This window comes from Haloarcula laminariae, assembly GCF_025457605.1.
Taxonomy (GTDB): Archaea; Halobacteriota; Halobacteria; order Halobacteriales; family Haloarculaceae; genus Haloarcula; species Haloarcula laminariae.
Window position 1 is genome coordinate 1,285,478 of the sequence record NZ_JAMZFY010000001.1, and the last position, 13,153, is coordinate 1,298,630.

Below are 13,153 nucleotides of genomic sequence, written 5' to 3' on the forward strand. Positions count from 1 at the left end.
TAGTGGGCGTATACGGGTCTGAACTGTCGCAACGGGTTTATCAAGGCCAGTCATTGCGTCGGACGGGAGCAGCGGCGGGGTGCCGACGGGTACCGTCACCAGGCCCACAGCGTCGGATAGCCCGACGGTCAGGTCACCGGGCGGGCGCCGTCGGGGTGTCACCGCCGTCCCCCACTACCGAACTATGAACTACCAAGGAAATCAGCAGCAAGGGCAGCAGCAGCACGACCAGCAGCACACCGAGCGGTCCGGCCAGCAGAGCCAGGGTCTCACAGAGGAGCAGGGCCTCGGACAGAGCGGTATCTTCGGGCACGAGTCGACACAGCGGCTGACAAGCCAGTTCCAGCCACACAGCCAGGGGAGCGGCCGCCAGCAGTCCCAGGGGATGCAACACCAGCAGGGACAGCAACATCAACAGAACCAGCAGCGCCAGCAGCCACAGCAGATGGGTCACCAGGGCCAGCAGCACCAGGGACAGCAGCCATACCAGCAGTCCCGACAGCCCCAGGGCCAGCAGAGCCACCAGCATCAGCAGCCACAGCAGCATCAGCAGAACCAGCAGCGCCAGCAGCCACAGCAGATGGGTCACCAGGGCCAGCAGCACCAACAGCAACCACAGGGACAACAGAGCCAACAGCAGCCACAGCAGCAGTTCCAACAGCCCCAGGGCCAGCAGAGCCACCAGCATCAGGGCCACCAGAGTCAACAGCACCAGCGGTCCCGACAGCCACAGCAGCAGTCCCGACAGCCCCAGGGCCAGCAGAGCCAGCAGCCATACCAGCAGTCCCAGCAGCCGCAGGGACAACAGCGCCAGCAGCACCAGCAGTCCCGGCAGTTCCAGCAGCCACAGGGCCAGCAGAGCCAACAGCAGTCCCGACAGCCCCAGGGCCAGCAGAGCCAGCAGCCGTCCCAGCAGAGCAACCTCCAACACACCAGCCAACAGCCGTCCCAGCAGAGCGGCCTCCAGCTCCGGCAACGGTCCCAGAAACAGCAGTCCGAGGAATACTGAACGGTCTCACGCCGCATAGCCATCGAGCGCGCCGCCGTGTGTGACAGGGTCGCCGCTGTCTGAGCGTGCCCTGCCGCCGGCGCCACAACACCCGCGCGACACCCGGAGCGCGGCCCCGCTTTTCGCTGTCGACAGTGACCTCGACCAGTGTCGAGAGTAGACTACGAACGTCCGCGCTCGCCACGGGTAGCCGTTGACGGGAGATGTAGGGCGGCCTACGCTCCGCTAAAGTCGGGTTTCGAGTCGGTAATACGCCGATTACCGGCTATATCTGTCCGTGGAATTAAAGGCCAGAAGCCCGAACTGTCACTGATGTCACAAGATAGAGACCCGAACACGGAGAGCCAGGTAACGACAGACGCCGACACGATTCGGTCGTGGGCCGGGACACACACCATGGTCCCGGTCCGCCGGGACGCCGGGGACGACCCGCGGCTCGAAGTTGTCTCGGAGGACGAGATGCACGCGGACCACCAGGAGATAGACTGGACGGAGTTCGAAGGTGAGCTACGGGACCAGGGGATGGTCGTAGTCCGGAGCGGCGAGTCGACCGATGACATCGACGTCGTCGACCGGTCGACGGTCATCAGCCGCGCAACCGTCGGGAGCGAGGCGGTCGAGGAGGCGCTGATGGAGGGCGAGACCGTCGAGAGCGAGATAACCGAGCGGCGTGTCGTCGAACACGTCGTCGTCGAGGAGGCCACTGTCGAAAGCGAGATAGTCGGCCGCGAGACCGTCCAGAGCGATATCGTCGCCGTGGACCTGCTGGCGACGGACGTAAAACAGTGCTCGGTGACGCGCGCCGAACCCCCCGAGGAGTCGACGACGGACCTGAGCTGGTTCCAGCCGGGGACCAATCTGGACGACCCGTACGACGTCGAGATAGACGTCGACGAGGAGTGGTCGGTCACGCGCGAGGTCGTCGAGCGCATCACCATCGAGAGTCAGGTCGTCGACACGGACGTCGAGGGGACCGAGACCGTCGAGAGCGACACGATGCGCGAGACCGTCGACATCGCGGGGGTCACGGAGACGGTGCTGCAGGGGGAACTCGTCGAGTCGCCGGAGACGGCGGCGGCCGCCGTCGAACGCGGCCACGTCGAGAGCCAGTTCCGCGAGGACGACATCATCGAGACGAACCTGCTCCGTCGCCAGACAATCGACGAGGAGATGACCGTCAGCAAGATGATAACGGGACAGGTCTCCGACGCGGAGACCGTCAGCGCCGACGCGGTCTCCCACACCGTCGTCGACAGCGAAATCGTCGAACAGTCGGAGTACGGCGTCGACCTCGCTGGCGCGACCGACGCGTCGACGGGGGCCACCGTGGGGGCCGGCGGCGCGGCGACCGCCGACACCGAGATGCCCGACGACGCGGACATCAGGGTCATGCCCATGGAGGAAGACGAGGGCAAGAACGTCGTCAACCCCGACGGCGAGGAAGTCGGAATGGTCGTCGACGTCGACGACGGCCAGATGTACGTCGACCCGCACCCGTCGATAACCGACCGCATCAGGACCGCGCTGGGCTGGAGCGACCACGACGACGACAGCTACCTGCTGGGTACCGACCACATCGACTACATCGACGACGACCAGGTCGTCCTGCGGATGGAACGCGAGGGGGAGTAGCCCGTCGCTATCGATTCCGGGGACCGCGGCCTTCGACAGCGACGACCAGCCGCGGACGGTTCGAACCGCGATAGGGTCGTGCTACCCGGTCACAGCGCCGGAACCGCCGGCCAGTAGCCCGGAGTAATCCGGGAGTCGCCCCGCGTTTTCCACCGCCGTGGACCGATGCCAATCGGGGAGAAAGCTTTTGTTACCCGACAGGCAACGGAAGGGTGTCACAATCAATGTATCGTAACGAGACACACGCGAATCACTCGCCCCGACACCAGGGGGCCGGGACGTACTTCGTCAAGCACGACTTCGACGGGTCGGCCGAACTGACGACCACGCTCGCACACGCGCTGTCGGACATCAGCGGCGTCGACGTGACGGATGCGGGTTTCACGCTGTACGACTACATCGACCCCGACGCGCTCGACCGGCTGTTCAAACCCGGGGCCGGCGGCGCCCAGCGCGTCAACGGGACACTCACGCTGACGGTCTGGGACCACCAGGTGACGATACACAGCGACGGACAGATAGCTATCGTCCCACCACAGCAGACGCCCCAGCCGACGCGGTGAAAGCAGCGTAAGCGGGTTTTTCCCGTCTCCACCTGTCCTCGGCAACTGACGGACGCACCGACCGACTCCCGGTATCGGATGCCCCATCGTGAGAGAGAGTAACGCTTACCCGCTGAACAGTGCCGCCGGTTTATTACTGACACCGCCATCCGGTCTGATGCACACGAACAACGCGTAGCGCGTGCCGGATACCGCCTCGAACAGCCCGGTTACGGTCTGTCGCGCTTCGGGGGCGGCCCGACGTGTGTACTGTGCGGACGACCCATCACCAACCATGAGCCAATCCGATATGCAACAGACGGTCGAGCTGATGAGCAACGCGATTCAAATGCAGCAAAACGCTCTCGACATCGGGCAGGAGGCCCTGGACCAGGCCGTCGAGATACCGCTGAAACAGTCTATCGAACTCCAGCGGAGCGCGGGGAAGCTGTTTCTCAACGGGCTGGAGATGAGTAGCTGGATCGGTAACCGGAGTACCGAGCTGACCCGTGAGGCGATGGACACCTACTTCCGGACGGTCGATAACGCCGCCGAGAACGCCGCGCAGATGACCGAGCAGGGCATAGAGCAGGCCACCCGCATGACGGACCAGGGCCTCCAGCAGGCCGGCAACGTGGGCCAACAGCAGCTCCAGGCCCAGCAGGCGCAGTTCCAGCCCGGCAACGCCTTCGGCGGCCAGCAGCGCGCTGGCGAACCACAGCCGGGGGCTGAACAGCCCGCATACGACGGGCGGAGCCAGCCGCCACAGCAGTCGATGGGTCAGCAACGCGGGCAACAGCAGCCCCCGGCCCGGCAGCCGCCAGCCAACCCACAGGCACAGCGGCCGCCGCAAGGGAGGGAGACGGCCCAACCCACCAGGCAGTGGATTCAGCGGCCGCCTGTCCAGTCCCAGCAGCCGGTCCAGTCACAGCAGCCCGTCCAGTCCCAACAGCCCGCCCCGGAGTACCAACAGCGACAGCCCCAGCAGCCACAGAAGCAATCCCAACAACAGCAGCCTCAACAGCCCCAGCAGTCCGAGCGCCAGCTTGCGGTGGCGGGCGGCGTGCCCGAGGAGGAGTCGAGCAGCACAGAGGCCCCCGTCGACAGCAATTAAGGGCCGCCCCATCCGCCGTTTTCAGCGTTCAGACCCGAGTAATCCGGTGGTACCGCGGCTAGCTCGGTCGTACTTATCTGTCGGCCAATCGAAGGATCAGACGGTGTTTCACAGTGCAAATCATCTGTAAAGACGGAACCACGATACAGTGTGCCGACTTCAAGGCCATCGATTCCGGCGTCCTGTTCTTCCAGGAGGACATGGCGCGAGCGGGCGAGTCTGAGGAGGAATCAGAAGCGGACGAATCGGACGAAGGGGCCGACGGCTTCGTGCCGATCACCGAGCTACACTTCGTGTTGCCCGACGAGATGGTCCAGCAGGCTCCCCAGCCGACCGGGGTGCCGGAACAGGGCCGCGCCGGCGGGGCGGGGCACGGAGCGCCGACGCAGCAAAGCGGCCACACACAGCAACAGCAGACCCAGCAGTTCCCCCGCGGACCGGGCCAGTCCGGCCGGTAGACCGGGGCTGCTCGCGCACCGGTAAGCGACGAGGGTGACGGCCGGAACTGTCGTCGGCTGGCGCTTCGGCGGGCGACAGGCGCTGTCGTCGCCTTCGAGGAACGGGTAGGTGACGCAGACACCGCTCCTCACGAGCCGTTTTGTCGCCGCGCTCTCGGCCTTTCGCGATGGATACCACCGAGTCGGCGACCCGGACAGCACCGTTTCTTCACGACGATATCGCTGTTATGCAGTCGAGAATCGGCAGTCCGAAGCGTCGGCGGTATCGGACGGTTTCCGCTGGGGAGAGCTACCGGGATACCGTTTCGTACGCCGGGGGGCGGGACGGGAGCCGAAGCCACGGGTGCGTGGGCAGGTAGACCGCCTGCGGTCGCGGATACCCGGTCGGGTTCGCGACGAAGACGGGCCGTGATGTCGAGCGCGCTTCGGGCCCCCGACCGGGAACAGCCGGTGACTCCGTCCCCGCCGTCGTATCGCCCGGTACGGCCGTCCGGGATTCGGCGTCTGTCTCGCCAGGGGAGTCGGACGCGGACGGCGGGCTATCGGTCTCCCGGTCCACGTCCGCCGGTTCGGTTTCCTGTTCGTTCGCTTCGTCCGTGGGGTCACTCTCTTCGTCCATCTGTTCGGATTCCGGGCCTCGGGTTCCTGTCGTCGGTGTCGATTCGTCCTCGCTGGCCGATTGCCCGCCCGCCTCGGGGGCCGAGCTGTCGGGTTCTGACTCCCTGCCGGTCGGCGCGGGGTCGCTCCCGGCGTCCTCGGCCGACCGGTCAGCCGGCTCGTCGGGTCGGTCCCGCTCGCTCTCCGGCGAATCCGACGTCCCGTCCGGCCGCTCGTCTTTGGGGAGGAACTTCCCGGTTTCCGGGTCCCGTGGCGGCCGCTCGGTGCCCTCGTCGTCTCCCCGTTGTGTGTCAGAGTCGTCCGATGTCATGCTGTTTGCCCGCCGGGCCAGTGGTAATAGCTACTGACGGAGCAGTATAAAGGCGCACGACGCTTCGACTGTTTTCGAGGGGCTACCGTGAGTAACGCGGGCTTTTCCGAACACCGGCCGTGTCGGACGCCGCCGCGCGTCGAGCGTCCACGGGCCATCAGAGGTAGCCGCCGTCCCACTCGTCGGCCAGGTGGACGTTGCCACAGTCCCCACACTCCAGTCGGTCGAGGCCGTCGGCGGTCACGTCGGTACTCCCGCACTGCGAGCAGAAGTAGCCGTGGGCCGACTCCCGGTCCTCGGTGACGAACGTGCGGAAAAACGGCGCCTCACGGCCGGGAATCGGTTCCTCGCGGTCGAGCGGGCGGTCCTCGCCGTCGGCGTCGACCGTCTCGGGAACCGGGACGGCCGGCTCGTTGAGCTCCTCGTTCCGGTCGCCCTCGGCGTAGACCGTCAGCCCGAACTCGTGTCCGCCGACTTCGAGCGAATCGCGGCCCTGTTCGGCGAGGCCGAACTGCTCGCAGAACCCCCCGCCCTCGACGGCGGCGTCGAGGACCTCCCAGGTGAGGGGTCGGTCGCCGTGCTCCGAACGTAGTCGCTCGATAAGCGCCGTCGCGATACCCTGCCCGCGGGCTTCCGGGTCGACGTGGAGCCAGCGGATGCGCCCGTCCGCCGTGCCGTCGAGGAACCCCGACAGAATCGTCTCGTCGTCGACCTCCGCCTCGGCTGCGAGGAACCAGCCGTCCGATTCGGACAGCCGGTCCTCAAGCGCCTCCGACGAGAACGCTTGCTCGATTATCGTCGCTATCTCCTCGGGGCTGAGCGCGAACGAAGAGTTGAACGAACTCTCCGCGATGCGCTCGATACGCTCGCTGTCGGACGGTGTCGCCTCTCGGATATCCATAGCGGTTATTGACAGTCCGTAAACAAAAGTAACCGTCCAAAACTCGCCCCCACGGCCGTCGCGTTCGCGGCGACGCTGCCGCGACGACGGACCGACAGACGTGTGCGAAGCGTTCGGTCGAGGTTACCGCCGGTTCGGCGACGGAACAGCAACTCCCCCGGAACGAGCTAACAACGGAACCGGTGGGGTTCATCTCCCCGGAGTCGGCTAACAGCGGAAGCGATGGTGTCGTGAGAGCGGCGCTAACAGCGGAACCAGTGGGGGTGTCGGTTCGCGGTAACAACGGGTCCGGCGGGCGTATGGGCCTGCAGGAACAGCGGAGCCGCGGGAATAGCAGTCCGTGGTAACAGCGGAACCGGTGGGGTAGACTTTCCGGACCACCCGATCGCTGACCTCACCGACGCCGTCCGAGGCTAACAGCGGAACCAGTGGGGTGAGAGCGGCGAGCGGGCAATAACAGCGGAACCAGTGGGGTAACCCCGCCCGATAAGTGACCTTACTCACTGACGGAGGGGGAAAGGTATCGTTACTCGATTCCTGAGCGACGACGAAAGCGAGGCATTCGACCCGCTAACAGCGGAACCGGTGGGGTCAGGGGGTCGCGTCGAGTATCTCGGAGAGCCCCGTCTTCACCGAGGAGACGGACTGTTCCAGCTCGTGTTCCTTGTACTTCCCGCCGCCCTTGCCGCGGTTGAACTCCGTCGATGAGATGATTCCCAACTGGTCCAGTTCGCCCAGATAATCGCGCACGGACCGCAGCGAGACCGGGTCCATGCCGTTCTCGTTTGCCACCTGCTGGTAGGCCGCCAGGATGTCCTTCGTGCGGGCCGGCGTCTCGTTTCGTTCCGCGAGCAGCGTCAGCGCATACAGAACGAGCTGTCCGTGGTCGGAGTAGTTCCTGATACCCTCGACCACCTGGTCGGTCTGGAGTCGCTGTCGGGCCTCGCGAACGTGTGCCTCGGTGACGAGGTCGTCGTTGTACTCCCGGGCGAGGTCACCGGCTTCGAGCAGGAGGTCCAGCGCCTGACGCGCGTCCCCGGAGTCCTTGGCACCGTAGGCGGCACACATCTGGACGACGCCGTCGTCGAGGACGCCCGACTTGAACGCGACCGAGTCCCGTTGCTGGAGAACGAGCTGTAGCTCCTGGGCGTCGTACGCCGAGAAGGAGACCTCCTTCTCACAGAGGCTCGAGCGGACCTTCGAGGAGAGCTGGTTCCTGAAGTCGAGGTCGTTGGAGATACCGATGACACCGAGTTTCGCGTCGGTCACGTCGCCGTTCGACCGCGCCCGCGGGAGCTTATACAGGAGCGAGTCGTCCTGGATGTGGTCGACCTCGTCTAAGACGATGAGGACCGTGCCGCCGACCTCGTTGAGCTCCTCGAAGAGGAACTGGTAGACCGAAGCCTGCGGGTATCCGGTGTTCGATATCTGCTTTGCGGGGTCGCGGAGCTCGTTGACGAGGGCGACGGCGGCCTGGTAACTCGAGTTGAGCCCGTCGCAGTTTATCTCGATAGTGTGGAGGTCGAGTTCGGGGACGTCCGCCGCGTCGCGTTTGAGCGCGTTGAGGAGATATCGGGTCGCGGCCGTCTTTCCGACGCCGCTCTTGCCGTAGAGGAAGATGTTTGACGGGCTTTCGTTGTTGATGACCGGTTGCAACGCGGCGTGATACCGCTGGAGCTCGTTGTCGCGGCCCACGAGTTCTTCCGGCGTCCACTCCTCCAGCAGCGCCTCACGCTTCTCGAAAATCGACGACGTCGGCGTAAACGAGAGGTCACTCATTCGAGTCAGTGTGTGAGAGGGAGGGACTTAACCTTTGCTTCCGCTGCTTCCGTTGCTTCCGCTGTTGCTAGTCTTTTATATAGCTCCGACTCCACCGGTTCCGCTGTTATCCGGAGACGCTTCTGACCAGGATGTCGGCCGGACGGACACCCACCCCACTGGTTCCGCTGTTAGCGATGCGAAGGCAAGCGGGTTGAACGCAGTGAGGTGACCTATTATCGGAAAAAGGCCGAAGGAACGGTGACGTTACCAGTACGAGTTGGAGTAAGTTTCTAGAGCTAGTGAATAACGTTAAATACCTTCCCTGTAAAACATACCCGTACACCGTTCTTCACAGAATGACAAAGCACCCCCTCCCATGGGGGTGGTGCCGTTCTTCTCTCCGCTAACAGCGGAACCAGTGGGGTGGGTGTGTCCCCTTTCAATCGTGTGACTCCGACCTCTTGTCCGGTCCCGAAACACCTCCCGATGGTGGCTCCTCTGGTCCTCGCCCGGCACGCAGAACGCTCGTTTACAATACGCGAAAGAGGATGATCGCGAAGCTGACGAACACGCCGATGCCGACGAAGACGTAGATCCGGTCCGATTCGGTCTCGAGTCCCCGTGACAGCTCGTGGACGATGATTCCCAGGGAGAGGAAAAACAACACTATCACCGATAGCATCAGAAAGCGGTAAGCGAGTGTGATCTGGAGGCCGAGAAAGCCACCGAGGAACAGGAGCATCGCGGCTATCATCGCCGTGAGCAGTCCCAGTATCCCCATCCCACCGACGAACACCCGATACCGCCGGTCGTCCTCGTTAGTTACGGAGTTGATCGCGAAGTTCGTAATCAGAACGATAACCGGGAACACGACGGCAGCCATCTGTATCTGTGTCGTATCAATCATTGGACTGAACCACCACGCTGTTCGAATCTCCTCGTCTCTCTGTGATATCCCTAGTCGTTTCAGATGTGCCGCCGTCGCTCGTCACGTACGTACCACCGTCCCGAACTGGTCCGGTCGGCCTCGGACTGTCTCATCTCTGTCTCCTCCGCTCACGCGTGGTATCCCGGCGGAGAGCAGGGCTTGGCGAAGGACTAAGTAACCGACCCTCCATTCCCACGTCATGAGCGAGAGTTCGGGGACCGACGACACGACGCTCGACTCGGTCGGTTTCGACATGGACATCGGTAACGGGCGAACCGAAATCCGGGTCACGGGCGACCGCGACACGGCGGTCATCGTCCGGTCGGAGTCGGGGGAGAAGATATACCTCCCGCCGGAGGACTTTGACCGCGAACCCGACGGTAGCGCCTACGATAGCCCCTACGAGCCCCGAAGCGGCGCCCAGGAGAGCCCGTACTCGACCCATCCCGACGCCTCGTCCGTCACCGGAATGGAACCGACGGCAGGCGGCTACTTCATCGTCCATCCGGAGCCGGTAACCGACGTTCGCTTTCTCCGCTAGTCTCTCTCGCCGGCGCCGATAGCCGGCCGACCGGTCGGCACTACTCGGTTATTTCCTTGTAGAACGCCACGTGTTCGTCGGCGACGTCCTCCCAGGTCCGCTCCTCGTACTCGATGGGCGTATCGAGGGAGAGCGCGTGCTCGATGCCGTCGGCGATGGAGTCGGAGTCGGGTTCGACTTCGATTACACAGTCGTCCGGAAGCAGTTCCGCGGCGCCGCTCTCGCAGGCGACGACGCGGGTCCCGACTGACAGCGACTCGACGATGGTGATACCGAAGGGCTCGGCGAGCGAGGGCGAGACGAACAGGTCGGCGCTGGCGTAGTAGTCCCCGAGCTCCTCCTGTGCGAGGTACCCGGCGAAGATGACCTCGTCGTCGATGCCGAGCAGTTCGGTGAACCGCCTGAGCTGGTCGGTCAGGTGGCCGGTCCCGCCCAGTACGAGCGTCAGGTCGTCACGGCGGAGCTTCGAGAGCCCATAGAGGAGGTACGACAGCCCCTTCTGGTCGGTGTGTCGGCCCACGAAAAAGAGCATCTTCCCGTCGATGCCGAGTTCGGCTTTGATGTCCTTCCCGGTCGGCTCGACGGACGAGAAACCGTTGTAGATGACCCGTGCGTCGGCGTCGTAGAACTCCCGGATACGGCGTCGGGTAAACTCGCTGACGGCGATGAGGTGGTCCGACCGGTTGGCCACGCGCTGTTCGGTCTGGACCTCCCGCTCCGGCGGGTTTACGTTCCGGTCCTGGGAGAGGGAGTGAAAGGAGGTGACCCACTCGATGTCCGTCGTCGAGGCGGCCCGCGTCCCGGGATTGTATCCGAACCAGTCGTTCGTGTGGATGATGTCGAAGTCGGCGGCGATATCGGCGAAATCGCCCGCCAGCCGACCGATACGCGTGATGATGTCGCCCTGGCCCGTCGGGACACCGTGGATACCCGGCCTGTCCTCGGGGGCGTACTCGTCCGGTAACACCAGCTCGAACTGTACGTCGTCACGCGGTTCGAGCTGTTCGTACAGCTCCCCTACGACCGTATCGAGCCCGCCTGTGATATTCGGTGGAAACCCCCAGCCGAGCATCAAAACTTTCGGTGGCATATCAGTAACCCGTATTCGTAAATCACGTCAATGCGGTAAATACGTTTGTGGTGGGCGGAGGGGACGGCATTTCCGCCGTTCCGCCTCCGCTACCGGGAGTCCACACCGGCCGTAACTGCGGAACGATGTCGGCGGTAATACCCCCCAACAAAGCCGACGCTGTCGGTTAGTCAGTTGGCTCGCAGCCGAGGAGTATCTCTTTGATGCTGGGGCGCCTGGACTGTCTATGGCGCGGAACCCATCGCTCGACTCGGAGCTGACGGCGGCCGAAGCGGCGACGCTGGACCGGGTCCACACTGTGACGCGGCTGCTCGACGAAGCGGTCCGAATCCCCGGGACCGACTTCCGTATCGGTCTGGACCCGCTCTTGAGCATCCTGCCGGTCGCGGGAGACGCCGTCGGCGCGGCCCTCTCGCTGTATCCGATAGCGGAGGCCTATCGGCTGGGGACGCCAAAGCGCACGCTCGCCGCGATGCTGGGGCTGGTCACGATAGACGCCGTCGTCGGCTCCGTTCCGGTCCTCGGGTCGGTGTTCGACGCCTTCTGGAAAGCCAACCGGTGGAACTACCGGCTCCTCGAACGCCACCTCGGCGGCTAGACCGGCCGCGTGCCGCTGTTGCCTCTTATGCCGGACAATAGCTTGAAATAGCTGTGCTTGGAAGCCGAAGGTATGCGTTTCGAACGACAAAGTGGTGTATTTCTCCATCTCACGTCGCTCCCCGGCCCCCATGGCGTCGGCGACCTCGGCGCCGGCGCCCGGGAGTTCATCGACTTCCTCGCGGCGGCCGACCAATCGCTGTGGCAGTTCTGTCCCCTGGGTCCGACCTCGGGCGCCCACGGCAACTCCCCGTATCAGGCGTACTCGGCCTTCGCCGGGAACCCGATTCTGGTCGACCTCCGGGACCTCGCCGACCGCGGTTATCTCGACGAGGGCGACCTCGACCCGCCGGACGCGGCTTCCCGCCACGAGGTCCGGTACGACCGCATCACCGAGTTCAAGGAGTCGAAACTCCGCTCGGCCTACGAGCGCTTCGATGCCGACCCGAACGGCGACGACAGGGACGTCTTCGAGGCCTTCTGTGCGGCACAGTCGGAGTGGCTCGACGACTACGCGCTGTTTATCTCGCTGAAAGCCGAGTTCGACGGTCGACTCTGGACCGAGTGGCCCGAAGAAATCGTCACCCGCGACCCCGACGCGCTTGAGGACCGCCGCGAGCAACTCGCCGACGAGATACGGTACCACAAGTTCGTCCAGTGGGTGTTCGACGAGCAGTGGCAGGCCATGGCCGACTACGCCGCGGACCACGGCGTCAAACTGGTCGGGGACCTTCCCATCTACGTGGCGCTCGACTCGGCGGACGTCTGGTCTGCGCCCGACGTCTTCCGGCTCGACGAGAACAACCAGCCCACCGAGGTCGCCGGCGTGCCGCCCAACCCGGGCGACGACGGCCAGCGCTGGGGCAACCCCGTCTACGACTGGGACACCTGCAGGGACAACGACTTCGCGTGGTGGCGCCGGCGGTTCGACCGCCTCTTCGAGCAGGTCGACATCGCACGTATCGACCACTTCAAGGGGTTCGACGAGTTCTGGGCCATCCCCGCCGAGGCCGACAGCCCCGCCGCCGGGCAGTGGCGCGAGGGGCCGGGTCGGGAGTTCTTCGACCGGATGCGCGACCACCTCGGGGAACTGCCCTTCCTCGTCGAGGACCTGGGCTTTCTCGACGAGCGCATCGCGTCGCTGCGTGACCACTACGACTTCCCGGGGATGCGCGTCCCGCAGTACGCCGACTGGTGCGAGCAGGGCCACATGTACCAGCCGATGCACTACCCCGAGCAGTCGGTGGGGTACACGAGCACGCACGACACCGACACCGTCGTCGGTTACTGGCGCGAACTCGGCGACCGCCAGCGGGACTGTCTCAAGCACAACCTCGGGGCCGACGGGGAGGGCATCGAGTGGGACATCATCGAGGCCGTCTGGAACTCGAACGCTGTCATCGCGATGACGACGATGCAGGACCTCCTGGGGCTCGACAGCGAGGCCCGCTTCAACACCCCGGGCACGGCCACCGGCAACTGGCGCTGGCGGGTCACCACGGACGGGTTCGACGACGACATCGCTACCGAGCTGATGTTGGTTACCGACCGGACGATTCGGTAACCACCCCCTGCTCTCGGATACCCGGTCGAAGCGCCGCACCCGATGCGAGCCCGTCGCTGTCGAAGGCAGCCCGAGTCCACTCTATCCC

At 64.8% G+C, this 13,153-nt stretch carries 13 protein-coding genes; 7 read left to right on the plus strand and 6 right to left on the minus strand.

Features of this window, described 5'->3' with window-relative positions; all coding sequences use genetic code 11:
- Positions 1–133: 133 nt before the first annotated feature.
- The gene (locus NJQ98_RS06710) at positions 134–976 is read right to left on the minus strand and encodes a hypothetical protein (protein ID WP_262177244.1); all 843 of its coding nucleotides are present in this window, start codon (positions 974–976) and stop codon (positions 134–136) included.
- 345 nt (positions 977–1,321) lie between these two features.
- Here NJQ98_RS06710 and NJQ98_RS06715 point away from each other — a divergent pair, with 345 nt between their 5' ends.
- From NJQ98_RS06715 to NJQ98_RS06730, 4 genes are all read left to right on the plus strand, one after another.
- Positions 1,322–2,641, plus strand: coding sequence for a DUF8593 domain-containing protein (locus NJQ98_RS06715; RefSeq protein WP_262177246.1), 1,320 nt, complete (start codon positions 1,322–1,324; stop codon positions 2,639–2,641).
- A gap of 224 nt (positions 2,642–2,865) precedes the next feature.
- Positions 2,866–3,204, plus strand: coding sequence for a HalOD1 output domain-containing protein (locus NJQ98_RS06720; protein ID WP_262177248.1), 339 nt, complete (start codon positions 2,866–2,868; stop codon positions 3,202–3,204).
- A gap of 274 nt (positions 3,205–3,478) precedes the next feature.
- On the plus strand, positions 3,479–4,297 hold the full coding sequence (locus NJQ98_RS06725; RefSeq protein WP_262177249.1) for a hypothetical protein: 819 nt from the start codon (positions 3,479–3,481) through the stop codon (positions 4,295–4,297).
- Between the two features lie 113 nt (positions 4,298–4,410).
- Positions 4,411–4,755: a hypothetical protein gene (locus NJQ98_RS06730; protein ID WP_262177251.1), complete on the plus strand. Its 345-nt coding sequence runs from the start codon at positions 4,411–4,413 to the stop codon at positions 4,753–4,755.
- 289 nt (positions 4,756–5,044) lie between these two features.
- Here the strand turns inward: NJQ98_RS06730 and NJQ98_RS06735 are convergent, their stop codons facing one another.
- From NJQ98_RS06735 to NJQ98_RS06750, 4 genes are all read right to left on the minus strand, one after another.
- Positions 5,045–5,683: an MSCRAMM family adhesin SdrC gene (locus tag NJQ98_RS06735; protein WP_262177252.1), complete on the minus strand. Its 639-nt coding sequence runs from the start codon at positions 5,681–5,683 to the stop codon at positions 5,045–5,047.
- A gap of 157 nt (positions 5,684–5,840) precedes the next feature.
- Positions 5,841–6,584 (minus strand): GNAT family N-acetyltransferase, encoded by a 744-nt coding sequence (locus tag NJQ98_RS06740; RefSeq protein WP_262177253.1) that lies wholly within the window; start codon positions 6,582–6,584, stop codon positions 5,841–5,843.
- Between the two features lie 591 nt (positions 6,585–7,175).
- Positions 7,176–8,363 (minus strand): orc1/cdc6 family replication initiation protein, encoded by a 1,188-nt coding sequence (locus NJQ98_RS06745; RefSeq protein WP_262177255.1) that lies wholly within the window; start codon positions 8,361–8,363, stop codon positions 7,176–7,178.
- Between the two features lie 511 nt (positions 8,364–8,874).
- The gene (locus tag NJQ98_RS06750; RefSeq protein WP_262177257.1) at positions 8,875–9,252 is read right to left on the minus strand and encodes a hypothetical protein; all 378 of its coding nucleotides are present in this window, start codon (positions 9,250–9,252) and stop codon (positions 8,875–8,877) included.
- Between the two features lie 220 nt (positions 9,253–9,472).
- On the opposite strand from NJQ98_RS06750, the gene NJQ98_RS06755 reads away from it, so the two are divergent.
- Positions 9,473–9,814 carry a DUF7510 family protein gene (locus NJQ98_RS06755; protein ID WP_262177258.1) on the plus strand — a complete coding sequence of 114 codons (342 nt, stop codon included), beginning with the start codon at positions 9,473–9,475 and terminating at the stop codon, positions 9,812–9,814.
- Positions 9,815–9,854: 40 nt separating this feature from the next.
- Here NJQ98_RS06755 and NJQ98_RS06760 read toward each other — a convergent pair whose 3' ends face one another.
- A complete protein-coding gene (locus NJQ98_RS06760) occupies positions 9,855–10,904 on the minus strand; it encodes a glycosyltransferase family 4 protein (protein ID WP_262177260.1) in 1,050 nt (349 codons plus the stop codon).
- A gap of 226 nt (positions 10,905–11,130) precedes the next feature.
- On the opposite strand from NJQ98_RS06760, the gene NJQ98_RS06765 reads away from it, so the two are divergent.
- The gene (locus NJQ98_RS06765) at positions 11,131–11,502 is read left to right on the plus strand and encodes a DUF4112 domain-containing protein (protein WP_262177262.1); all 372 of its coding nucleotides are present in this window, start codon (positions 11,131–11,133) and stop codon (positions 11,500–11,502) included.
- Between the two features lie 72 nt (positions 11,503–11,574).
- Positions 11,575–13,065: a 4-alpha-glucanotransferase gene (gene malQ, locus NJQ98_RS06770; RefSeq protein ID WP_262177263.1), complete on the plus strand. Its 1,491-nt coding sequence runs from the start codon at positions 11,575–11,577 to the stop codon at positions 13,063–13,065.
- The last annotated feature ends 88 nt before the right edge of the window (positions 13,066–13,153 follow it).